Source organism: Pararhizobium capsulatum DSM 1112 (assembly GCF_030814475.1).
GTDB classification, from domain to species: Bacteria; Pseudomonadota; Alphaproteobacteria; order Rhizobiales; family Rhizobiaceae; genus Pararhizobium; species Pararhizobium capsulatum.
In genome coordinates, this window is sequence record NZ_JAUSVF010000001.1 from 3,100,305 (window position 1) to 3,124,228 (window position 23,924).

The 23,924-nt window shown below is 59.6% G+C and carries 22 protein-coding genes; 8 read left to right on the forward strand and 14 right to left on the reverse strand.

Annotation, left to right across the window (positions count from 1 at the left end):
* Positions 1–13: 13 nt before the first annotated feature.
* The 3 genes from QO002_RS15105 to QO002_RS15115 all read right to left on the reverse strand — a co-directional run bounded on the left by QO002_RS15105 (position 14) and on the right by QO002_RS15115 (position 2,993).
* Positions 14–775, reverse strand: a complete 762-nt coding sequence (locus QO002_RS15105; protein ID WP_307231059.1) for a histidine phosphatase family protein — start codon at positions 773–775, stop codon at positions 14–16.
* Between the two features lie 97 nt (positions 776–872).
* Entirely contained in the window at positions 873–1,652 is a 780-nt protein-coding gene (locus QO002_RS15110) for an SDR family oxidoreductase (RefSeq protein WP_307231061.1), read from the reverse strand.
* Positions 1,653–1,802: 150 nt separating this feature from the next.
* Positions 1,803–2,993 carry a DUF2778 domain-containing protein gene (locus QO002_RS15115; RefSeq protein ID WP_307231063.1) on the reverse strand — a complete coding sequence of 397 codons (1,191 nt, stop codon included), beginning with the start codon at positions 2,991–2,993 and terminating at the stop codon, positions 1,803–1,805.
* A gap of 833 nt (positions 2,994–3,826) precedes the next feature.
* On the opposite strand from QO002_RS15115, the gene QO002_RS15120 reads away from it, so the two are divergent.
* Complete coding sequence (locus QO002_RS15120) at positions 3,827–5,077, forward strand: GGDEF domain-containing protein (RefSeq protein ID WP_307231065.1); 1,251 nt, start codon at positions 3,827–3,829, stop codon at positions 5,075–5,077.
* 58 nt (positions 5,078–5,135) lie between these two features.
* The gene (locus QO002_RS15125; protein ID WP_370878500.1) at positions 5,136–5,627 is read left to right on the forward strand and encodes a CreA family protein; all 492 of its coding nucleotides are present in this window, start codon (positions 5,136–5,138) and stop codon (positions 5,625–5,627) included.
* Here QO002_RS15125 and pncA read toward each other — a convergent pair.
* The 3 genes from pncA to QO002_RS15140 form a co-directional block, all read right to left on the reverse strand.
* The gene (gene pncA / locus QO002_RS15130; RefSeq protein WP_307231068.1) at positions 5,599–6,273 is read right to left on the reverse strand and encodes a bifunctional nicotinamidase/pyrazinamidase; all 675 of its coding nucleotides are present in this window, start codon (positions 6,271–6,273) and stop codon (positions 5,599–5,601) included. The genes QO002_RS15125 and pncA overlap by 29 nt on opposite strands.
* Positions 6,274–6,397: 124 nt before the next feature.
* Positions 6,398–6,862: a chemotaxis protein CheW gene (locus QO002_RS15135; RefSeq protein WP_307231070.1), complete on the reverse strand. Its 465-nt coding sequence runs from the start codon at positions 6,860–6,862 to the stop codon at positions 6,398–6,400.
* 2 nt (positions 6,863–6,864) lie between these two features.
* Positions 6,865–8,841 carry a methyl-accepting chemotaxis protein gene (locus QO002_RS15140; protein ID WP_307231073.1) on the reverse strand — a complete coding sequence of 659 codons (1,977 nt, stop codon included), beginning with the start codon at positions 8,839–8,841 and terminating at the stop codon, positions 6,865–6,867.
* Between the two features lie 245 nt (positions 8,842–9,086).
* On the opposite strand from QO002_RS15140, the gene QO002_RS15145 reads away from it, so the two are divergent.
* From QO002_RS15145 to QO002_RS15165, 5 genes are all read left to right on the forward strand, one after another.
* On the forward strand, positions 9,087–9,239 hold the full coding sequence (locus QO002_RS15145) for a hypothetical protein (protein ID WP_307231075.1): 153 nt from the start codon (positions 9,087–9,089) through the stop codon (positions 9,237–9,239).
* A gap of 138 nt (positions 9,240–9,377) precedes the next feature.
* Positions 9,378–9,977, forward strand: a complete 600-nt coding sequence (locus tag QO002_RS15150; protein WP_307231076.1) for an SCO family protein — start codon at positions 9,378–9,380, stop codon at positions 9,975–9,977.
* A gap of 21 nt (positions 9,978–9,998) precedes the next feature.
* Positions 9,999–11,129: an FAD-dependent oxidoreductase gene (locus QO002_RS15155; protein ID WP_307231079.1), complete on the forward strand. Its 1,131-nt coding sequence runs from the start codon at positions 9,999–10,001 to the stop codon at positions 11,127–11,129.
* Positions 11,130–11,209: 80 nt separating this feature from the next.
* The gene (locus QO002_RS15160; RefSeq protein WP_307231081.1) at positions 11,210–12,088 is read left to right on the forward strand and encodes a 50S ribosomal protein L11 methyltransferase; all 879 of its coding nucleotides are present in this window, start codon (positions 11,210–11,212) and stop codon (positions 12,086–12,088) included.
* 555 nt (positions 12,089–12,643) lie between these two features.
* A complete protein-coding gene (locus tag QO002_RS15165; RefSeq protein WP_307231083.1) occupies positions 12,644–14,482 on the forward strand; it encodes an aminopeptidase P family protein in 1,839 nt (612 codons plus the stop codon).
* A 106-nt stretch (positions 14,483–14,588) separates the two neighbouring features.
* On the opposite strand, the gene QO002_RS15170 is transcribed toward QO002_RS15165, so the two are convergent.
* The 8 genes from QO002_RS15170 to ligA all read right to left on the reverse strand — a co-directional run bounded on the left by QO002_RS15170 (position 14,589) and on the right by ligA (position 22,557).
* Positions 14,589–14,903: an AzlD family protein gene (locus QO002_RS15170; RefSeq protein ID WP_307233425.1), complete on the reverse strand. Its 315-nt coding sequence runs from the start codon at positions 14,901–14,903 to the stop codon at positions 14,589–14,591.
* Between the two features lie 4 nt (positions 14,904–14,907).
* On the reverse strand, positions 14,908–15,624 hold the full coding sequence (locus QO002_RS15175) for an AzlC family ABC transporter permease (RefSeq protein WP_307231085.1): 717 nt from the start codon (positions 15,622–15,624) through the stop codon (positions 14,908–14,910).
* Between the two features lie 302 nt (positions 15,625–15,926).
* Complete coding sequence (gene panB / locus QO002_RS15180; RefSeq protein ID WP_307231088.1) at positions 15,927–16,748, reverse strand: 3-methyl-2-oxobutanoate hydroxymethyltransferase; 822 nt, start codon at positions 16,746–16,748, stop codon at positions 15,927–15,929.
* Positions 16,749–17,624: a pantoate--beta-alanine ligase gene (panC, locus tag QO002_RS15185; protein WP_307231090.1), complete on the reverse strand. Its 876-nt coding sequence runs from the start codon at positions 17,622–17,624 to the stop codon at positions 16,749–16,751.
* Between the two features lie 184 nt (positions 17,625–17,808).
* Positions 17,809–18,531 (reverse strand): fumarylacetoacetate hydrolase family protein, encoded by a 723-nt coding sequence (locus QO002_RS15190; RefSeq protein ID WP_307231092.1) that lies wholly within the window; start codon positions 18,529–18,531, stop codon positions 17,809–17,811.
* A 101-nt stretch (positions 18,532–18,632) separates the two neighbouring features.
* Positions 18,633–19,634: an inorganic phosphate transporter gene (locus QO002_RS15195; protein WP_307231094.1), complete on the reverse strand. Its 1,002-nt coding sequence runs from the start codon at positions 19,632–19,634 to the stop codon at positions 18,633–18,635.
* Complete coding sequence (locus tag QO002_RS15200) at positions 19,634–20,278, reverse strand: DUF47 domain-containing protein (RefSeq protein ID WP_307231096.1); 645 nt, start codon at positions 20,276–20,278, stop codon at positions 19,634–19,636. The genes QO002_RS15195 and QO002_RS15200 overlap by 1 nt, the downstream gene beginning before the upstream one ends.
* A 119-nt stretch (positions 20,279–20,397) precedes the next feature.
* Positions 20,398–22,557 carry an NAD-dependent DNA ligase LigA gene (gene ligA / locus QO002_RS15205; protein ID WP_307231098.1) on the reverse strand — a complete coding sequence of 720 codons (2,160 nt, stop codon included), beginning with the start codon at positions 22,555–22,557 and terminating at the stop codon, positions 20,398–20,400.
* A gap of 176 nt (positions 22,558–22,733) precedes the next feature.
* Here ligA and QO002_RS15210 point away from each other — a divergent pair, with 176 nt between their 5' ends.
* The gene (locus QO002_RS15210) at positions 22,734–23,924 is read left to right on the forward strand and encodes a GAF domain-containing sensor histidine kinase (RefSeq protein WP_307231100.1); all 1,191 of its coding nucleotides are present in this window, start codon (positions 22,734–22,736) and stop codon (positions 23,922–23,924) included.

Consider the following 23,924-nt stretch of genomic DNA (forward strand, 5'->3'; position numbering starts at 1 on the left):
AGCTGATCCCCTACTAGCCACCCTCGCCCGAACTATCAGGCTTCACCAGAGCAAGCTCAGCGCCATAGGCATCGCGAAACGCGCCGCCCTGCCCCTCCTGTCGGTCGGCCGCCTGATGCAGCAGGGTCGACGTATAACCGCGCTCCCCCGTCCCCTCGATCAAGGTGACATCGGCATTTCCGGGATTATCGGACCGCTCGAACCAATCGACAGTGTGGTTCAGGAAATTCATTTCAAACGCCCGATTAGTAACCCCGTGACCGACGATCGCGATGGTGTCGCGGCCTTTCTCGACATCATGCATGACAGTCGAAAGAAACAGCCTGACCCGCTGCGCCACATCCGCCCGGCTCTCGCCGTCCGGTGGCCGGGCGTAGAATTTGCCGCTGTTGCTGCGCAGCCTCGCCCATTTCTCGAATTCCTCGGGAAACTTCTCACTCTGCTCGGCTCGGTCATAAATCTCCGTGAACAGCCCGAAATCTTGTTCCCGCAACAGATAGTCTTCCCTGACATCACCGACGAATTCGCCGGGAAGAGCGTCGAGAAGGGCATCCTTGCTCTGCCGTGTCCTTAAGAAAGGCGAATACCAGATATCCAGCTTCCGATAGCCCCCGCTCGAAGTGGCTTGCAGATGGGCCGCGATAGCGCCCCCCGCATCCATGGCCTGCCGGTGACCCCACTGCGTCAGCGGAACGTTGTGATCCCCGAACTGACGGTAGGCCCGCCCGTCGATATTGCCGAGGGATTCGCCGTGGCGAACAAGAAAGATACGCATCTGCCATCCCCGGATACGGAACCGCTCATAGAATGAACACCAGGGCGAGCGTTGTAGAACATCCCGGATTGTGTGAAGTTTTCATAGAGAAACCATTTTAAAGCATCGACCGGCTGAGACCGCCGTCAATGGGGATTGCAACACCAGTGATGTAACCCGCCTGCACGCTGGCAAGAAAGGCTGCCGCAGCCCCAAATTCGGCTGGCGTTCCATAGCGGCCGATCGGAATGTCCGCCTGGCTGCGCGCGGCAACCGCATCGTAACTCAGCCCCTCGGCTGCCGCGTCCATACGGTCGAAACTCAGCGTTCGATCCGTCGCCAGCCGGCCGGGCAGCAGCATGTTCACGGTCACGCCATCAGGCGCAACTTCGGTCGCCAATGTCTTCATCCATCCGGCAACGGCGCTTCTCAGCGCATTGGAGGCGGTAAGGCCGGGAATGGGTTCGCGAATACTGGTCGATGCGACTGCCATGATACGACCCCAGCGATTTTGCCGCATCGTCGGAAGAAGTCGGTTGGTGATGCGCATCCCCGCAACGACCATCGTATCGAATTGTGCCCGCCAGAATTGCGGGTCAATATCAGAGGCGAGACTTTGGGGCGGCCCGCCGCCGTTCAGGACCAGGATATCGATCTCACCGAATTCGGAAATGATAAGGTCCAGAAACGGATCCACCGCGCTCTGGTCGCCAAGGTCGAGGGCAAAGCCCTTTGCAGATGGCGCGATCTCGGCGGCGGCTTTCTCCGCATTCACCGCATTTCTCCCTGTGATGGCGACATCGGCGCCCTCGGTCGCCAGAGCCGTCGCTATTCCGCGCCCGAGCCCCTTGCTGCCGCCAAGCACCAGTGCGCGTTTGCCCTTGATTCCGAGATCCATGTTCCGTTCCCCTTGCACATCCGCAATCGACGCAGCTTCAAACCACGTATCCCAACTGCGCTTCGAGCAAAACCCGTGCAGATACGAAAAAGCCGCAGCTTCGATGAAGCCGCGGCCGGAATAAAGACCCGTATCTATTTCAGATCGGCCTTACGAATCCCGAGAGAACAGGGATGCCAGGGTCTTCTTCGGTGCGGAGAAACCGCCCTTCATGCTTTCAACGATGACCATGTGGGTGATTTCCCCACGCTTGAAGGCCTTCAGGAACTTCGGGTAATTGGCAAAGGCGACACAGCCGTGGCTGTCGCCGCGGTTGCGCAACAGGTAGCTGTGCGCCAGCAGGCCGACGCGGCCATGCGGTGCCACGCCATTGGTCGGCGTCAGGCGTACGGCTTCGACGCCATGAAACAGGGTTTCGCGCAGCGTCACCTTGTAGGTGCCGGGCGGCGTCGGGCCTCTCATCTTGATGTGGACGAAGTCCGGATTGTCACGCATCTTGCCGATGCCGGAATGGGCCTCGAGCCGCTCGCCGTTCGGCATGTAAACGACACCGGCGGAGATATCGTAGTACGCGGTACCCCTGCGGCCGCGGAAGTTCGGCTTCGCGTCGTTTTCGTCGTCGTCTTCAAAGACCTTCATGTCCGGCTTTGCGTAGGCGAGTTCCTTCACCTTGGCGGGACGGTTACCGACGGCCTTGTCATCCATTTCCTTGGCTGCAAGGCTCTTCGGCAGGTCGCCCGGCCGTTTCAGCGGCATAGGACCTTCGCCCGGCAGGCCTCGATGCATCGCCTGATCCTCGTCACTCATGACGAGGTTGAAGGGCTTGGTAAGACCACCCGGTTCGATCTTGGCGGGCTCAAGCAGCGCCGTCGCCATGCTGGCCGGCTTGCCATCGACGGTGGTCGGGATCGAGCCGGTGGTCAGGCTCTCGGCCCTCGCCACCACTATCATGGAGCGTGTCAGCGCCTTGGTGAGTGCTGCGACTTCCAGCTTTGCGCCTGCCGTCGCCACGACCGCCTTGACAGGGGCCGCAGACGCAATCGCATCAAGCTCCAGCTTCAGCCCGGGCAGCCGAGAGAATTTTGCAAGTTGCACATTGCGCATCTGCGGTGCCGAACGGTCGATAGCCTTCAGGCCAAGCGACGTCTCGAAGTGGGCAGAACCGGGAGACGAGTGCGCCATGCCCTGCATGGTGGCAAATGTCGCGATAGCCCAGGCCGACGCGGCAACGACCATTCCGAGGGCGGCTGCGCCGCCGATGAACTGCCGAGACCCGCGGGTGCCGGCAGCCGACTTGCCGGCTATGCCGGCACGAGAGGAGGTATGAACCGCTGACGCCATGATACTGGTACCCGAAAACGCGTTACTCGTTCCGGCAAGACCAACACACGCGTCATCACCGGTACCGAGGACGAACTTCGGCGAGCCCTGACGGACATCGCCGCGAAACCCCGGCTTTCGGGAAGAATGACAAATTATGGTAAGCAATTCCTTTACGTCGTCTCCCTGTCTTGGGGGTGGGCAAAATTAGCGCTGAAAAGGATATGGGCGCTTAAGCCTGCGCATCGCGGAGAAATTAAGGCCATGCTAAGAAAACGGCTCCCTAGAATTAACTAGAATGGCAATCATATCCTGCGGCTGCGAAGGAATTGGCGCGTTTCTGTGATGTGAAGAGTTTAACGCTTCCACCAGCGACATTTTCCCAGATCTCGATTAAGCGACCCGCCCTGAGCAAGAACGCCTTGAGCTTGGACAAAATGCCAGGAGGAGGTTGACGTCAGGACCCTTTGCAGCACCGACAATATTATTAAATATAAAATCCATTCCATGAATTTAAACAAAAAAAATATTAATATAAAAAATTACTCTGATATAAAACTAAGATATTTGCGGTATACAGCAAATATAAACGCATTAATTCTAACAATCAATTTGTTTTGAATTACAATTGTAAAAATCGGAACATTTCCGGATGTCCGAGGCTTGAGACAGTCGGCAGTGATCATTCCGGAGGCGGCTTTTCACCTCAGTGGTGGAAATTGAACCTTTGCGAACGGATCGGTTAAAATTGAAACGAATTTTCGCAGACAAAATTAAAGCCGCCTGAATACCAATCGCACGTACCCGCAAAGCAGATCGGGTCAGAACAACCGATTCCGTCAGGAACAGCATTCATGGATATTCTTCTCACCATAGCGGCCATGTCGCTGGCCGTGATGCTGCCCGTTCTCGTCTCGTTGCGCACGAGCGGCGCGCCGGGAGTGCTCTCCTTTGGCCTTGGCTGCCTGTTTGCCCTCTTGTTCATTTCAAGCGCGCTGCTTGCCGACATCCTCCCGAACGTGATGAACATGCCACTTGGAACCATGATGATGGTGGCGTCATGCCTGATGATTCTGTCTGGAATACGGGAGTTTCTGGGACGCCCTGCCCTGCGTCCGGTTCACGTCGCGTCGGTTCTGGTCACCATCGCCGCGCTTATCGTGCTCGCTGCCCATGAGACGCATATCGCCTCCTCCGTGCTCGCATCGGCGACCGCCTGTGGCCTCTTCCTGTTGGTTGGGGTGACCCTGGTGCTTCGATGGCGCAAGGAACGCGCCATTGCGCCATATCTGGTCTTTTCCGCACTGACGATCTTTGCCATTGCCGCACTGAATGGCCTCAGGGTCGCAGCCCTGGTCGGCGGGAACGAACATCTTCTGCAGGGCATCAATCCGCAGGAGTTGGCCCATCAGCTACAGACCGCCTGCATGCTGGGACTGCCGATCTTCTTTCTGGGCCTCATCCTTATGCAACATGGCTGGATGATCGCCAATCTGCGCAATCTCGTCGCCCATGACGATCTGACCGGCGCCTTGTCTCGACGCGCATTTCTGGAGCAGGCGGAGGCGCTGTTTTCCAATGCAACCACCGTCGGCGCCCCGATGGCGTTCATGCTGCTCGATATCGATCGATTCAAGCAGATCAACGATTATCATGGTCACGCAGGAGGAGATCGTGCGCTGGCGCATTTTACCGGCGTCATCCAGTCCTGCCTGCGGCAAAGGGGAATTCTCGGTCGTCTGGGTGGTGAAGAGTTTGGGGTCGTGCTGAATTCAGTCGGCCGGATCGAGGTATCGGAGCTTGCCGCGTCGATCTGCCGGGCGGTTCGGGAAAACCCGGCGTCTCTCGATGACGGCACGAAGATTGCCCTTTCTGTCAGCATCGGCATCGCCATTTCTGAACCGCGCCGATCGCTCAACGAGATCATATCCCACGCCGACATGGCGCTCTATGAGGCGAAGGCGACAGGTCGTGACCGTTTCTGCACCGCCGACAGTTTTCCCGCGCCGGCCAGCGCCAGTGCTCGAGCCCTCGCAGGCGCTGCAGCCCAACTGCGCGCTGCTGCCAAAGGGCCTTACATCCCGCCTTTGTCGGAAACCGGTTAGACCCTTGCACCCGCCTCCGGACCGCCTATCTGAAGGTGAGAACCCTGGAGGCTTGTCTATGAAATTTCCCACCCGCGTCTTCGCAGCCGGCCTTGTCGCTTCTACTCTTTCAATGCCGGCGCAGGCAGAGAATGTCGGTGAAGTCGGGGTGGATTGGCTTGGCAACGACATCACAATCGATGCCGTGACAGATCCTGAAGTGCAGGGCATCACCTGCCACGTCACCTATTTCGATCGCAGCGTGATCGACCGGCTGAAGAACGGCAACTGGTTCGAAGATCCATCCAACAATTCGATCGCCTGCCAGCAGACCGGACCGGTCACGATCGGCGATATCGACCTCTCCAAGGGCGGAGAGGAAGTGTTTCGCGAGGGTCTCTCGCTGATCTGGAAGAAACTCGTGGTGACACGGATCTACGACAAGGCGAACAACACGCTGATTTACCTTGCCCACTCTCGCGAGTTAACGGACGGCTCGGCGAAGATGTCGATCTCCACCGTGCCCCTCTTCAATCAACCGGTTACTTGGAAGAACGGCCCGCCGAAGTAACCGTGCGGACCTCTCCATCAGCCTCAGCGAGCACGTCAGCGCTGTTGACGACAACGACACCGGCGCGAACCATCTCATCGATAGCCTGCTTCACGCCATCAGGTGTTATGCCGCGGCTGGCATCTTCGATGAAGCGCACTTTGACATCCGGCAGCATTTCCCGGGCGTCCAGCGCGGAGAATTTCACGCAATAGTCCGTCGCAAGCCCGGCTATATCGAGCCTGTCGATCTTTTGCTTTGCAAGAAAGTCGGAAAGACCCGTCAAGGCCATGTGGTCATTGTCGCGGAAGGCCGAATAGCTATCGACCGCGACATTCATGCCCTTGCGCTGGATATGGTCGAAACCGGACGTGTCCAGATCCGGATGGAACTCCGCATCGACGGTTCCCTGCATGCAGTGGTCCGGCCACATCATCTGCGGCTTGCCACCGAGCGTTCCCACCTCGAAAGGTGCGCTGCCCGGATGCTGGGAAGCAAAGCTCCCGTGATCGGCCGGGTGCCAATCCTGCGAGGCCACGATGAGATCATAGCCACCTTCCGCCGTCAGCTGGTTGGCAATCTCGACGACCTCCTCACCACCTGGCACTGCAAGGTTGCCACCGGAGCAAAAACCGTTCTGGATATCGACAAGCAGCAAACATTTCACGGGGCGCAAATCCTCAGCGATGAATACACCCGTAACATAGGCAGGAAACGCCACGCGTCAAACACGACAAAACGCCGCCCACAGGAGGCGGCGTTGATGGACTATTCTCTGGGTCCATAGAGACTTAAGCAGCCTGTGCCAGCTCGTCGGCAATGACCGTGTCGAGGTTGAGGAAGCAGACCATGGTCTTTTCGAGAGCGACGATACCGCGGCAGAAGGCGCGCTGGGTTTCCGGAATGATTTCCGGAGCAGGCTGCAGGTCTTCGCTCTTGATTGTCATCATGTCGGAAACCTGCTCGACCAGCAGACCGACTAGCTTGCCGGCGATGTCAGTGACGATGATCGCCGAGCGTTCCGATGGTTCCGTCATCTTCATGCCGAGACGGCAGGCCATGTCGATGACCGGGATAACGGCGCCACGCAGGTTGATCAGGCCAAGAACATAAGGCGGCGTATGCGGCATCGGCGTGACCGGTGCCCAGCCGCGGATTTCGCGGATGGCCATGATATCGATGCAGAATTCCTGATCACCGAGGTGAAAGGAGACGATTTCGAGGTAGGCGCCGGACTGTTTGATAGCGTTGGACATGATCAAAATTCTTCCCAGTTTTCTGCGGAGCCCGATGCCATCGGCACCGAGGATGGTTTGAAGGCGCCTGCAAGCTTGCCCATCAGGGCTTTTGCGGGAGATGGAACAGGGCGCGACGTCACTGCGGTAGCGGCACGGACCGGCGCGCGAACGGTGGCAGGTGCGGAGGCACCGGCTCCGAGCTTGAACTGGCCAATGAGTCCGCTGAGATTTTCGGCGTCCTGGGCCAGGGTATGACTTGCAGCGTTCGTCTCCTCGACCATGGCCGCATTCTGCTGCGTCATCTGGTCGAGTTGGCCGACGGCGGTGTTGATTTCCTGCAGGCCGGTCGATTGTTCGCGGGCGGCGGAGACGATCGAGGCCATGTGCTCGTTGATGCGCAGGACCTCCGAAGCGATGCGACCGAGCGCCTCGCCGGTCGCCTCGACCAGCTTCACGCCCGTCCCAACTTCCGTGCTGGAGCGGGTCACGAGCGCCTTGATGTCCTTGGCTGCACCAGCGGCGCGCTGTGCAAGTTCGCGTACCTCCTGGGCAACGACGGCGAAGCCTTTGCCGGCTTCTCCGGCACGCGCGGCCTCGACACCGGCGTTGAGTGCCAGAAGATTGGTCTGGAAGGCGATCTCGTCGATAACGTTGATGATCTTGCCGATCTCGCTGGAGGCATTCTCGATGCGGCTCATCGCCTGCATCGCTTCACCGACGATCCGGCTGGATTCCGCAGCATTGGCGCGGGTCGAGTCGACCATATGGCTTGCTTCTTCGGCCCGCTGGGTAGCGGTTCGCACCGTGACTGTGATTTGATCCAGCGCCGCAGATGTTTCCTCCAGCGAAGCGGCCTGCTGTTCGGTACGGCGGGCAAGATCGTCGGCGGCACCGCGCATCTGGCGGCCGCTGGCATCGATGGAGATGGAGTTTTCGCGAACATTCAAAAGCGCTTGCTGCAGCTTCTCAACCGTCTGGTTGAAGCTCAGACGCAGCGATTCGAGGTCAGGCCGGAACTGTTCAAGAATGGCAGTGGAAAGATCCCCTTCGGAAAGGCGACGTAGCCCTTCGCCGATATGAGTGACCGCATAGTCGATTTCGCGTGCCTCGGCATTGCGGGCTGCCTCGCGCTCTGCGCGGTCAACTTCGCTTTGTGTACGGTTTTCAGCAGCAGCGGCCTCCAGTGCCTGCTTTTCGACCGCAGCAAGCCGAAAGGCTTCGACGCCGCGCGCCATTTCGCCAATCTCGTCACCGCGCGAGACACCGGACACAGTCGTCTTGTAGTCGCCGTTCAGAATGGACCGCATATTGTCGCGCGCCGCAAAGATGCCACGCCGCAGCACATTACCGTGGAAGACAAGGATGCTGAGCAGCGAGATCATAGCCAGAAGGCCCAGTCCGATCTGCAAGGCGATGGAACGAGCAGAGTCTTCATTCGCTTCATGGACGCGGGCGGACAACATTTCCGCGGCAACACCCGTAAGCTGACCCAGCGTTGTCGTGAAGCGGTCGCCCGCTCCATCGATCACATCATCAATAGCGTCGAATGCTTCGGCGGGTGCGCGCGTCTCGACGAGGTTTTTGAGATCGACCGAGATGCCCTTCTTAAGCTCTGCGAGATCGGCATCATAGCTGGTCATGAGTTCCGGCTTGGCGGCCGCTGTTGCGATGGCGAGCATGTCGTTCCGCCCGGTTTCAAGCGTCGCAACAGATTCAGAAATGACCTTTACGCGCTCGGGTGCAACAGCACCGTCTCCCCGATCGACGATCGTGTCCATGGCCGCCAGAACGAGTTGAACACTGGTCAGGCGAAGATCGCTCGCCTTGGCAATCGAAGCCTGTGCGACTTCGGCCTTGTCGAGCGCATCTGCCACGGCACTGCTCTCGTACCAGCCGACCGAGATCATTGATCCGAAGCCAAGAAGAGCAGCTGCGCCGAGCGTCGCGAAGCGGCTGTTGACTGAGAGTTTTCTGTCGAATTTGGGTGACGTCGTCATGCGCGGTCCGTTCTGCTGAGCGCCCACTGGCGCTTTTCCGGTAACTTGAGCATTGGGCAGCGCCGGCCCGCGACGTCATGTCGATAGAGGGACTTGTAATGACTTGCCCCTCCTCGCGCCGTTTCAAACTCTCAGGAACAAATTAAACATTTGCTAAAATATTAGCCGAATTCTAACGAGCTGGATCCGACACCCATCGCCTGTTCAGATGCCCGCCAATGCATTATCATAACGATATGCAGGATATGGCTCGCCACTCGGTTGTTGTCTCGATCTTCGGCACCGCGCTTGTTGCCGGGGGCGTCGCCATTCTTGGCGTCGCCCTGTTCGGCTGGGCCACGCAGGGCGCGGAAATCGTCCGTGCGCTTGGCAGCGCGGGCATGTCCTGGTGTCTTTGACGACCTTCGTCGGCTGCCGCCGGTGCATCGATTTGCCGCTCATCTCTCTGCTTGTCCTGCCACTCCGCGGCATTGCGCTCCCCGGACCGAAGGACTATCTGATGCAGATCTTTTGATCGCAGACCAGGGCCTATTCCCATGAAAACGCTTCGCATCATTCTCTGGGCGGCTGTTGCCGTCGTCGCAGCCATTCTCGGCTGGTTCACCTATGAGATGACGGCTCCGAAGACCGACATGGCGTCCGGCCCCTTCGGCGTCCCCTTCACACTGGTCTCGCAGAGCGGCCAGCCGATCACTGAAAAAGCCTTTACCGGCAAACCGACGGCGGTATTCTTCGGATTTACCCATTGCCCGGAAGTCTGCCCGACGACCCTCTTCGAACTGAACGGCTGGCTGGAAAAGGTCGATCCGACGGGCACAAAGCTCCAGGCCTATTTCGTCTCCGTCGATCCGGAACGGGACACACCGGAAATCCTTGGGCAGTATGTCTCCAACGTCTCCAAGCGCATCACCGGCATTTCCGGCCCGGCGGATGCCGTGATGGAAATGGTCAAGGGCTTCCGCGTCTATGCCCGGAAAATTCCGCTGGACGAAAGCAAGCCGGATGGCGACTATACGATGGATCACACAGCATCCGTTTTTCTGCTTGATGCCAACGGCCGCTTCACCGGCACCATTGCCTACGGTGAAAATCCGGACATTGCCGTCAAGAAACTGGAAAATCTGCTGAAGGGATAATGCAGCCACGGCGGGGGCTTGATGGAAGCACGACCGGAAACGTCCATTCTGATTGCCGGGGCCGGCCCGGTCGGTCTTGCTCTGGCACTGGAGCTCGTCAGGCGCGGCATGCGCCCTCGCCTTGTTGCAAAAGCAGCTGGGCCGACGCCAGCCAACGAGAGCCGGGCACTCGGGGTCAATGCCCGCACATTGACGCTGCTCGAAGAATGCGGCGCGACGGCCCTCATCCTCCACAAGGCTCGCCGGATCAACCGGTTTCGCGTTGCCTCCCGCGGCAAGACGCTGCTCACGGTTGACACGGCGCGGCTGCGCGGCCGTTACTCGCCGCTCTACGCCCTGCCCCAAGGCGAAACAGAAAATATTCTCATCAACTTGCTGGCACAGCACCATATCACGCCGGAATGGCAGACCGCTGTCGCGCATGTGGAAGGCGGGATAGACAAGCCTCAGGTCCTGCTGCGCCATGCCGACGGCACCAGCGAGACAGTCTCACCGAATATTCTCGTCGGCGCCGATGGTGCTCATTCGGTTGTACGGGAAAATTGCGGCTTTACCTTTCCCGGCAGCAGTATCGACATGCCGTTCCACCTGGCCGACTACCGCTATACCCGTCCCATCGAGACAAACTACGCGGAAGGAAATTTCCTGAACCCCGGCGTGCTTGCCCGTATCCCCGTGCGGGAAGACACGATCCGCTACATCTCCACGCGCGAGGATTTCGAGACCATCATCGAGCATCCCGCCGAAGTTCGGGACAAGCCGTGGGTTTCCTCGTTTCGCATCAGCTTTCGCCATGTCGAAAGCATGCGGCGCGGCCGGGTTTTCCTCGCTGGCGATGCCGCCCATGTCCACTCGCCGATCGGCGCCCGTGGCATGAATCTCGGTATCGAGGATGCCTGCTGGCTGGCGTGGCTAATTTCAGAACGGCGGGAAGAGGAATATTCCGAGTTGCGCATGCCGGCCATCGAAACCGTAATCAAGGCAACGCGGCGCAATACGGCATTCGTGACGCTGAGCAATCCGGTCCTCACAGGACTTCGCCGCCTGCTTCTGCCGTGGCTGTCACTGTTTCCAGCTTCCACCCGGGCCGTGTTGCGCACCATTTCCGGTCGCGACACGCCAGCACCGCCCTGGATCCCCGGCGCAAAATAGCCGCCGCTTCTTTGCGTTCCGCAAACGACCATGGTAGAGCCCGCGCAACCTCATCCTACCATGATGCAAAGGACAGCGCCGTGGCCGATATTCGCCTCTTCATCAGCACGACCGAAAAGCAGGCGGACGTCATCCTGGGACATATGACAGATGCCTTCGAAGACGAGGGCTATGCGATCGCCACCATGGAGATCGACGAAAAGAACGACATCTGGGAAGCCTCCCTCTATCTGCTTCTGGACGAAGAAGAGGAGATGCAGCCCCGCTTTGCCGAACTTATCGAGGCGCATATGCCCGGCACGGACATCCAGCGGGAGGTCATTCCGGATATCGACTGGATTGCCAAATCGCTCGAAGGCTTGTCACCCGTTCGGGCCGGGCGTTTCATCGTCCATGGCTCGCACGACCGCGACAAGGTAAAGGAAAACGATCTTTCCATCGAAATCGATGCGGGACAGGCTTTCGGCACCGGTCACCACGGTACGACGGCAGGCTGCCTGGAAGTGATCGACAGGATTGTTCGCGCACGCCGCGTTACCAATGTGCTTGATCTCGGCACCGGCAGTGGCGTGCTCGCGATCGCGGTGCGCAAACTCAAGCATGTGCCGGTTCTGGCAACGGATATCGACCCGATCGCAACCCGTGTTGCCGCCGATAATGTGCGCCGCAACGGCATCGTCACGGGCATCCGGACTATCACCGCGGCAGGCTTCCACTCCCCCGCCTTCGATACCTATGGCCCCTTCGACCTGATCATCGCAAACATCCTAGCCCGTCCGCTGATTTCGATGGCACCGCAACTTGCCAACCACCTTGCACCGGCGGGCTCCGTCATTCTTTCGGGAATTCTCGCTTCGCAGCGCTGGAAGGTGCTCTCGGCCTACAACGCCCAGCACTTGCGTCATGTACGCACCATCTGGCGCAATGGCTGGGTAACGATCCATCTCGATCGCGCCTAAGAGCCTGTCCCGTCTTTCAAACAGACGGGATTTTCGATTTTCACAGAACCCGGAAATTGAAAAAGCCGCCTGCCATCATGGCAAGCGGCTTTTCAAAACAAAGGCGATGCCGAAGCATCGCCCGCTGACCGGCAAGCCGGCCATGTCCGCGAGCTTGAGGAGGAGGAGCGCTCAAGCGGACTCTCCATGGCTCAAAATCGATTATCCGGAGGGAGGAGGAGAAGGATAACCGACTATGTTTGAACCATGCAGTGCGTTGCCTTTCGGCATTTGCGGGAACCAAGTGCGTGCCTCAGTTCGTTGAGCGGGTTTATAGACTATTTTTCCGAATGCGATAGAGGCTTGTCGGCATAGGTGCCATGCGTCAGGCGCATAAGTATGATAATTTCGGACGGCCTGCGCACCATCGTCAGCGCGAGCTCCCCGGAAAATTATCAGGGATTGAGGCGGCCCGGCGCTGTTGTAAGACGCTGTTTCGGCTAAAGTGCACCAACTTTGAGCCCCTGCGCTTCGCGCTGGGCTTGAGACCATCCGTTCAATGTAGCAGGCAATCTGATGTTCCAGTCTTTCGAAGTCACCTCCACCCCGCAATTCGGCAAGGAGCGCACAGACGCCTTGCGCGCGGCCCTCGCAGCGCTTGAGGTCGATGGTTTCCTCGTTCCTCGCGCCGATGAATTCCAGGGCGAATACGTGCCGGCAAGTGCCGAGCGCCTCGCGTGGCTGACGGGTTTCACCGGGTCCGCCGGCGTTGCCTTGCTGACGCCGAGCAAGGCTGTTGTCTTTGTGGATGGCCGCTACGTGACCCAGCTTGCCGAGCAGGTGGACGGCAGCGTCTTTACCGGCGGGGATCTGGTCGGCGAGCCGCCACATGTCTGGCTGGAAAAGCATGGATCAAAGGGATTCCGCCTGGGTATCGATCCCTGGCTGCACACCGGCGCGGAAGTTCGCAAGCTTGAAAAGGCACTTGAGAAGATGGGCGGCACACTCGTCTTCCTCGAACATAACCCGCTCGACCGCCTCTGGGCGAACCGCCCCGATGCACCGCTTGGCCGGGTGAAAATCCAGAGCAACGAGAATGCCGGCGAGCTCGCCAGGGACAAGATCGCCCGTATGGCCGCGGATACAGTCAAGGCCGGCGCTGCAGCCGTCGTGCTGACCGACCCCTCCTCCATTGCCTGGACCTTCAATATCCGTGGCAGTGACGTGCCGCACACGCCGCATCCCCTCGCCCGTGGCATCATCCACGCCGACGGCAGCGCCGAAATCTTCCTCGACAAGCGCAAGACGGGGATCGAGGAGGAAGCCTATCTGACGCAGCTCGCCCGGATCGAACCGCCCACAAGCTTCCTCGACCGGATATCAGCGCTGGCGGCCGGCGGTGTCTCCATCATGATCGACCCGGATCACGCCCCCTTTGCGCTTGCGGAATGCATCCGCGTAAGCGGCGGCACGGTGGTTGAGGCGGCCGATCCGGCACGCCTGCCTCGCGCCTGCAAGAACAAGGCGGAAATCGAGGGTTCGCTGAAGGCGCACCTGCAGGATGGCGCAGCCATGGTAGAATTCCTGGCCTGGCTCGACTCGACCACAGCCGGAACGGTGACGGAAATCGCAGCGACGGAGAAGCTTGAGAGCTGCCGCAAGGTTGTCGGCGAGCGGATGCAGAACCCGCTCAAGGATATCTCCTTCGACACAATCGCCGGTGCGGGCAGCCATGCCGCCATCATGCATTACCGTGTCACGACCGATACGGACCTCACGATTGCCGATGGCAGCATGTTCCTGATCGACTCGGGCGGACAGTACATCAACGGCACGACCGACATTACCCGCACGGTTGCGATCGGCAATGTGCCACACGAACAGAGACGCTTCTTCACGCTGGTGCTCAAGGGCATGATCGCGATTTCCACGGCGCGCTTCCCCAAGGCATCGCGCGGCGTTGATCTCGATCCGCTCGCGCGTATCGCGCTGTGGAAGGCCGGCGCGGACTTCGCCCACGGCACCGGCCACGGTGTCGGCTCCTATCTTTCGGTGCATGAAGGACCGCAGCGCATCTCGCGGGCGGCGATGCAGGAGCTGCTCCCGGGCATGATCCTCTCCAATGAGCCCGGTTACTATCGCCCCGGCGCCTTCGGCATCCGCATCGAAAACCTCGTATATGTGCTGCCGGCGGATACGATCGAGGGCGGCGACCTGCCGATGCTCGGTTTTGAGACGATGACCTTCTGCCCGATCGACCGGCGGCTGGTGGTGGCGGGGCTGCTGACGGCGGAAGAGCTGGACTGGCTCAACGCCTATCATGCCGAAACCTGCGAGAAGCTTCTCCCGCTTTTGGATGACGACAAGACGCGCGACTGGCTGAAGGCTGCAACGGCGGCCATTGCTGTGAAGTAATCAACGGGTGTTTCGCTCGCCCAGTGTTCTCCGCTCACTCCCCTCTGCCCTGCCGGGCATCTCCCCCTCAAGGGGGGAGCGGCAAATTCCAAATTGTGCCGCAGCCTCAGAACCCGCCGAAATGCCGCAGCGCCATCACCACGAGCCAACCGACAAGCAGCATCCAGAGCGAATTGAAACGCAGGCCCACGAGGAAGGCGACGGCCATCGAGGTTGTCACGTCCCAGCCGCCGTAAACGAAAGCCGGCGCGACCAGCGTGGTGAGTACGGCGGCGGGAACCGCATTGAGCGCGGCTTCCATGCGCGGCGGGATGCGCTTCATCTGGGTCATCATCACGTAACCGCCGATACGGGTGATGAAGGTCGCAACCGCGGCAGCGAGGATGATATAGACGAGGTGCATATGATCGGAACTTCCCATCATCCTAGACCTCATGCTCCAGCGTCACCGGCTCTTCCGGCGGGGTACGCAGCGGCAGGCAGGCGGCGAGAATCACACCGGCAAGCGCGCCGATGCTGACATGCCAGGGCGAACCCACGAAATGCATTGCGCCAACGGAAACGACGGCGCTGACAGCCACGACCGGCAACCAGTTGTCACGCCTGCGAAAGCCCAGAACCAGACCCATGAAATAAATGGGAAGCAGCACATCGAGGCCGATGGCCTTCGGATCGCCGATCATCTGGCCAAAGATCGCGCCGATCAGCGTCATGATCTGCCAAGGCAGATAGATGATCATGCCGAAACCGAGGTACCAGATGAAGCTTACGGTCTCGCCGCTCTCGCCCTTCTTTTCCGATTCGGCATATTGCGGGTCTGTCAGCAGGAAGAAGGCGACAAGCTTCTGTAGCGGGCTGAAATGGCCGATATAGCGGGCGAGTGACGCCGAATAGAGAATGTGGCGGAAGTTGACGGCAAAGACCGAAAGCACGATCAGCCATGGCTGGACGTTGTGATTGAAGAGTTCGATGCCGACCATCTGGCTCGCGCCCGCGTAGACGGTCACGCTCATGAACACGGCATCGAAGATTGAAAAACCATTGTCGATGGCAAGCGCTCCGAAGAGCGCGCCGAACGGCGACGCAGCAAGCATGATGGGAAAGCCGCGGCGCACGCCTTGCCAGAACTCGTCGTTGATCATGAGCATGCCTTTGGGGGCGGCAGACGCACAGCTTCTGCCTTACGAAATGAAAGCCTGAAATAGGCCGGCAAAGGCGGTGCGACAATTGAATAAGTTTGATGAAGCGATCCGTTTTGCTGATGCAGAGGTCACTCATCCCGGATGGCGAAAAGAGACGCGATCTTCCCCTCTCCCCGCCTGCGGAGAGTGGGCCAGGGTGAGGGACAAAACTCTCCTCCCCCCGAGAATGTCGAGATTCAGCCCCTCATCCGCCCTTCGGGCACCTTCTCCCCGAAGACGGGGAGAAGGGAAAACCATATAAATCAACGCTTGAGCTGGAACGTATGCTCAGGGCCTGGGAAGCTGCGCGCCTTCACCTCGGCAGCATAGGTCGCGAAGGCTTCGCTCATGAGAGGTGCAAGATTGGCGAAATGCTTGACGAAGCGCGGCTTGAAATCCGTGAAGATGCCGAGCACGTCATCTACGACGAGAACCTGCCCGTCGCAGGCCGGCGACGCGCCAATGCCGATGGTTGGCACATTGACTTGCGATGTGATCTCACGCGCAACCGGCTCGACCGTGCCTTCGATGACGATCGCAAAAGCGCCGGCTTCTTCGATGGCTGCGGCATCGCGGCGGATCTTCTCCACTTCCTTGTCGTTGCGGCCAAGCGAGCGATAACCGCCCGTGGTGTTGATGAGCTGCGGCATAAGGCCCACATGGCCGAGCACCGGAATGCCGCGCTCGGTGAGGAAACGGACCGTTTCAGCCATTTCACCACCTCCTTCGAGCTTGACGGCAGAACAGCCAGTTTCCTTCAGAACGCGGGCGGCCGTCTCGAAGGCCTGCTCCTTCGACATCTGATAGGAGCCGAACGGCAGGTCGACGACGACGCAGGCATTGGACGAGCCGCGCATGACGGCCTGACCATGGGCGATCATCATCTCAATGGTCACGCCGACAGTCGAATCGAGACCATAAAGCACCATGCCGAGGCTATCGCCGACCAGCATGAAATCCACGTGCGGATCGAGCAGCTTGGCGACTGGCGTCGTGTAGGCGGTGAGGCTTACGATTGGGCGCTCGCCCTTGAGTGCCTTGATGTCGGCCGGCGCCAGGCGCCGTTTCGCTGTATGTACACTCATTCAAGCCACCTTTGCGAATTTCACGTTTTTGGGGTCGATGACCCTGTTATCGAGCAGTTTCGTGCTCCCGAAGCGGATAAAAAGCAACAGAAGAACCGGTTTTTCACCGATTTCGCTGACAATTCGCAAGGTTTCGGGATCGCGGATCGCGATCACTTCCGGCTTTGCCAGCGGCTCAGTGTCGATGAATTCACTGATCGCCAGCTCGAGCGCGCCGACATCGGTGACGCCTTCGGCCACCAGCCGCGAGGCCTCGTCAAGCGCCTTTGGCACGATCGCGGCAGCGGCTCGTTCCTCAGGCGTAAGATAGACATTGCGTGACGAACAGGCGAGCCCATCGGCTTCGCGCACCGTCGGCACGCCGATGACCTCGACCGGCTGCGCCAGATCGGCGACCATGCGCCGGATCAACTGCAGCTGCTGAAAATCCTTTTCGCCAAAGAAGGCGCGATCCGGCTGAATGATGTTGAAAAGTTTGGTCACGACGGTGGCGACACCCGCGAAATGGCCGGGACGAACGGAGCCTTCAAGCTCGCTGCCCAGCGTCGGCACATCCACGACGGCTTCCATCGGACGCGGATACATATCCTTGACGCCCGGAGCGAAGAGGAAATCGACGCCGCCTTCCACGAGCATGGCCTCATCCCGCTCGAGATTGCGCGGATATTTGGCAAGATCCTCGTTGGCGCCGAACTGCAGTGGGTTCACGAACAGGCTGACGACAACGATGTCGCTTGACGCCCGGGCGCGCGCCACAAGTTCCATATGTCCTACATGCAAATAACCCATGGTCGGAACAAGACCGATGGACTTTCCGGCAAGCCGGTGCGGTGCAAGGCGGGCGCGAAGCTCCGCGATTGTCGTGATGGTTTCCATAACCGGATCCTCCAATCCGTCAGGTCGGCAGAAGGCCGACGCGCCGGTGCCGGGATACGCAAGCAGAGCGCTGGCAACGGGCGCGCCTTCCTAGCGCGTGCAGTGCAAAAAAACAATTCAGGAATTAGAAGGTGGACAACACATGGGACTGACTGTCCACCTCTCCTCGTGGAAGGTGAAGAATTCAGCCCGCCGAAGCAGTCTTCCGTTCAATCGCGCCGAATATCGAGTGGCCGGTGCGATCATTGCTCTCCAGGCGAAATGTGTCTCCTGCGCGCACAGTCGTCTGGACACCGTCCAGACCGGTGATCACGATACTGCCGGCACCAAGGGAGCGGTTCGGCGCCGGTATGGCAATATCATCAATGGAGCTGCCTGCGCCGCTTTTCGAACTGTCGGAAACAGGGTTTCCGTTGATGGTGAGATGCAGCGAAAGATTTTCAAGCTCATCGCGCGTGACGGCAACCGGTGAAAAGGCAGTATCGCCGCCATTGGCCGAAACGGTCGCCGCAAGCATGACCAGCGCGACTTGAGGGCCGTTGGACGAGGCATCCGCATCGGTCAAGAAATCATCGAGAATAACAACGGCACGGGCTTCCACCTGCGCTTCACCAGATGAAATGTTCAGGGGATCGCGCGGCGCCGAGAAATAGCCACCAAGACTGGATGCAAAGGCGCGCGGCAGCGGAGACGCCGCATCATGTTCGTGAAACCGTATGGTCGGCTGTGCACCGGTTTCGACACCCTCTGCCACCCTCTCCAGCCGGGGACCGACATAGGCCCAATCGTCCAGCGCAGCCTGCAGGGTGCGGGCGATGTGTCCGACCTCCGAGCAACGGGTAAGATCCTTTGACACGACAACCAGTCGCCCGTCACGAGTCGAATCCTTCAAGGTAGCAAGCTTCATGAATGTTTTCCTCGGTTGGCGGCGCCTCTGCGGGCACCTGCCACCATACTGACATCATGAAACGCCTCTGTCCTCAGCGATTTTCGCGAAAATCGCGACGATCAGAATAGCGAGACGATGAAATAGGTCAGCGCCGAGATGACAGCCGCCGCCGGCAGCGTCAGGAACCACGCGATGACGATATTGCCAGCAAGCCCCCAGCGCACGGCCGAAACGCGGCGGGCAGCACCCACGCCGATGATGGCGCCGGTGATGGTATGGGTCGTGGACACCGGGATACCGAGCCAGGTGGCGCCGAATAACGTCAAGGCACCACCCGTTTCGGCGCAGAACCCCTGCATCGGGTTGAGCCGCGTGATCTTCGAGCCCATCGTATGCACGATGCGCCAGCCGCCAAAGAGCGTGCCGAGCGCCATGGCCGACTGGCAGGTGATGACCACCCAGAAGGGTACGTAGAAGGTCGAGCCGAGATAACCCTGCGAGAACAGCAGAACGGCAATTATGCCCATAGTCTTCTGCGCATCGTTGCCGCCGTGACCGAGCGAATAGAGTGACGCGGAAATGAACTGCAGGCCACGGAAACTGCGATCGACGGCAAAGGGTGTCTGGCGAATGCAGATCCAGGACACGATCAGGACGAGGAAGAGCGCAAGCACAAAGCCGATCATCGGCGACATGAAGATCGCGGCGACCGTCTTGGCAAGGCCGGCAAGCACGATCGCATCGCCGCCCGTCGAGGCAAGCCCTGCCCCGACAAGACCGCCGATCAACGCGTGCGACGAACTCGACGGAATGCCGAAGATCCAGGTGACGATGTTCCAGACGATCGCGCCCGTCAGGGCCGCAAAGATAACGGCAGGCGTGACGATCTTCGGATCGATGATGCCGGTGCCGAGCGTTTCGGCCACATGCAGACCGAAGAACAGGAAGGCAATGAAATTGAAGAAGGCCGCCCACATGACCGCATATTGCGGCCGCAGCACCCGCGTCGAGACGATGGTCGCGATCGAATTTGCTGCGTCGTGCAGGCCGTTCAGAAAGTCGAAGAACAGCGCGACGCCGATGAGCGCGACGAGCAGCGGAAAGGCCAGCGTGGCATCCATCAGACGTTCTCGATCACGATGCCGCTGATTTCATTGGCGACGTCCTCGAAGCGATCGACGACCTTTTCCAGCTCGCCATAAATCTCGCTGCCGATGATATAGGCCATCGGGTTGGACTGACCGTGGCGCTTGAAGAGATCCTTCAGGCCTTCGTCGTGCAGCTCGTCAGAGCGGCCCTCGACACGGGTGATCTCTTCGGCGATGGCGCTCAGACGCTGGGCGTTCGGACCCATGCGATCGAGCAGCGGAATGGCCTCCGCGATCAGGCGCGCGGCATCGACGACGAGAACGCCCATTTCGCGCATGCCGGGATCAAACGTCTTCTGTTCGAACAGGCGGATAGTCTTGACCGTCTTGTGCATCATGTCGATGGCGTCATCCATCGACTGGATCAGATCCTTGATGTCGCCACGGTCAAACGGGGTGATGAAGCTGCGGCGAACGGCCAGCATCACCTCGCGGGTGATGTTATCGGCCTGGTCTTCCAGCGCGACGATGCGGTTGCAGTTGGCATCGTGATCGCCCTCGCCTGCGAGCAGCGCCTTCAAGGCATCGGCTGCGCCGACCACCGTGCGCGAATGCGCCTCGAAAAGCTCGAAGAACTTGTCTTCGCGCGGCATCAGCTTACGGAACCAGCCCAGCATTATCCAACCTATCTGTGTTTTCCAGCGTCACGGAACAGTCATAAAACTGTCATAAATCTGGCAGCCCTCATAGAGAAGGCAAGGCAAGAAGGAAAGCTTTTGCGGAATTTCTTGGCCGGTTACCCACCGATCAGGGTAAACCAGCCGTCTTCATCCGTTGTTTCGACGCCTAATTCGCGAGCTTTTTCGAGCTTGGAGCCAGCGCCGGGACCGGCCACCAGCAGGTCCGTCTTCTTCGAAACCGAGCCTGCGACCTTGGCGCCGAGCCTTTCGGCCATCGCCTTTGCCTCGTCGCGGGTCATCTTTTCCAGCGAGCCGGTAAACACGACAGTCTTTCCCGCGACGGGACTGGAACTCGCGACCGGGGCTTCTGCATCGATGGGTGTCACCTCGCTCAAAAGCCGCGAGACGACGTCCATATTGCGCTCTTCCTTGAAGAACTCGACGATGGCACGGGCGACGACTTCTCCGATGCCGTCAATCGTATTGAGGTCGCTCCAGGCTTCGGACGTCAGATCGCCGGCCGCAACCATCGCTTCGGCGAAGGCGGCGTAGCTGCTATAGGAGCGCGCCAAAAGCTTCGCCGTCGTTTCGCCGACATGGCGGATGCCGAGCGCATAGATCAGACGATGCAGAGCGACCGCGCGGCGATCGTTGATCGCGTCGAAGAGTTTTCGCACGCTGACCTTGCCGAAGCCGTCGATGTTTTCCAGCTTGGTCAGCGTCGAGGCCTCCTGCCGGCGCTGCAAAGTGAAGATATCGGGCGCCGTCTTGATCGACAGCGACGGGTCTTCCGCCTCGAAGAAGAAATCGATCTGCTTGGAGCCCAATCCCTCGATATCGAAGGCATTGCGGGAGACGAAGTGCTTCAGGTGCTCGACGGCCTGTGCCCGGCAGACGAAACCGCCGGTGCAGCGGGTGACAGAATCGAGCTTGCCGGTCTTCTCGTTGCGCTCGCGCACCGCATGGCTGCCGCAGACCGGGCAGACCCTCGGGAACTCGTAGCGCACCGCATTAGCGGGGCGTTTTTCCATGACCACATCAAGAACCTGCGGAATGACGTCGCCCGCGCGCTGAACGATCACGGTATCCCCGATGCGGATATCATGGTCCAACTCGCGGATGCGTTCGCCGCTGTTGCCGATGCCCTCGATATAATCGGCATTGTGCAGCGTTGCATTGGTGACGACGACGCCGCCGACAGTGACGGGCGTCAGGCGGGCAACGGGCGTCAGTGCGCCGGTGCGACCGACCTGGATGTCGATGTTCTCGACCGTGGTGAAAGCCTGCTCGGCCGGGAACTTGTGGGCTGTCGCCCAACGCGGCGAGCGCGAGCGGAAGCCGAGGCGCTGCTGCAGGTCGAGCTGGTCGACCTTGTAGACGACGCCGTCGATATCGTAGTCGAGATCCTGGCGCTTCAGGCCGATCTCGTTGTAATGCTCAATGATCGCTTCGACGGAGGAAAGCCGCTTCATCAGCGGGTTGACCGGGAAGCCCCAGCTTTTGAAGACCTCTACCATGCCGAGCTGCGTGTCGGCCGGCATTTCTGAAATTTCACCCCAGGCATAGGCGAAGAATTTCAGCTTGCGGCTGGCTGTGATCGTGGGATCGAGCTGGCGCAGCGACCCGGCGGCCGTGTTGCGCGGATTGACATAGGTCTGCTTGCCTTCGGCTTCCATCTGGGCGTTCAGCGCCAAAAAGTCGCTTTTCGCCATATAGACTTCGCCGCGCACTTCGACGATGGCGGGTACGCTGGTCGGAAGCGTCTGCGGGATCTCCTTGATGGTGCGAATGTTGGCAGTGACATTCTCGCCGGCCGTGCCGTCGCCGCGGGTGGCAGCGCTGACGAGCTTGCCGTTTTCGTACCGCAGCGACATGGAGAGACCGTCGATCTTCGGCTCGGCGGTAAAGGCGATCGAATTGTCCGGCAAGCGACCGAGGAAGCGATAGACGCTGTTGATAAAGTCGCGCACGTCTTCATCCGAAAAGACGTTGTCGAGCGAGAGCATCGGTCGGGCATGGACAATCTGCTGAAAGATGCCTGAGGGTGCCGCGCCGACCTTCCTTGATGGGCTGTCGGCGCGCACGAGTTCCGGGAAGCGCGCCTCGATCTCCTCGTTGCGGCGCTTCAGCGCGTCGTAGTCTGCATCCGATATCTCCGGCGCGTCCTTGCCGTGGTAAAGCGCGTCGTGATCGGCAAGCTCGCCCGCCAGCCGATCAAGCTCGGCAGCGGCGTCTTCCAGGGTGAGATTTTCAACGGCGACGGATGCGGTCGACATGACAGTAACTCCTCGAATGCGGGGAACGTTTTAGAGCAAATCGGCGCGATGGGAAGAGGTTTGGACCGCAGTGACCGCGGATCAATCACAGGCAGGCTATTCCGTGCTATCGAATAAACCGCATCTTATCAAAAGCAAATGACTCGGTTGGACATTCCGGCTAAAACGATCAGATCATGCGCAATACGGACGTCGAAATGAACGATACCGACAGAGACGTCCAACTCATAGGCCGGATGGCCGATGTGCCGACGATTCTTGAAGTGGTCTGCCGAACCACCGGCATGGGTTTCGCGGCCGTCGCGCGTGTGACCGATAAAAAGTGGGTCGCGTGCTCGGTTCTCGACAATATCCACTTTGGTCTCAAGCCCGGTGGCGAACTTCAACTCGAATCGACCATCTGTCACGAAATCCGCCAGAGCCACCAGCTCGTCGTCATCGACCACGTCGATGAAGATCCGCATTTTCGAACCCATCACACGCCCCTGACCTACGGCTTCCAGAGCTACATCTCGGTGCCAATCATCCGGCGTGACGGGACGTTCTTCGGAACGTTGTGCGCAATCGATCCGGCCCCTGCCAAGGTGCAGAATCCCGAGACGATCGGCATGTTTACGCTTTTTGCCAAACTCATTGCCAGCAATCTGGACAGCAATCAGGATCTTGTCGAGGCGCGGGCTCATCTCGCCGAAGAGCGGGAGCTTTCCGAGGTGCGCGAGCAGTTCATCGCCGTTCTGGGTCATGACCTTCGCAATCCGCTGGCCGCGCTGATGGCGGGTATCCGCCGCCTGTCGCGCGTCGGTGTTGGCGACGGCGGGCAGGACGTGCTTGCCGCTATGCAGTCGAGCGCCGTCCGAATGCGCGACCTCGTGGACAATGTGATGGACTTTGCGCGCGCCCGCCTGGGTGATGGTCTCAAGCTCGAAACGGCTGCGAAAGCCCCTCTTCGACCGGTTCTGGAGCATATTGTTGACGAGATCCGCACGATCTACCCACAGCGCGAGATCAAGACCGACTTCCAGCTCGATCAGGATGTGCACTGCGACCACCCGCGGATATCGCAACTGCTTTCCAATCTGCTCGGCAACGCCGTAACCCACGGCGATCCGGCTATCCCGATCGAGGTTGGTGGAAAAACCACCGGTAGCGAACTTCAGTTGTGGGTCACGAATGGTGGCGCGCCCATCTCGAAAAAGGCCATGGAAACGCTGTTTCGTCCCTTCTTCCGCGGAGAGGTTCGTGGCAGCCAGCAAGGCCTGGGTCTCGGGCTCTTCATCGCCAGCGAGATCGCCCGCGTTCACGACGGAAGAATATCAGTGATTTCCACCCCGGATGAGACCCGGTTTACGTTCACGATGCCGCTATAG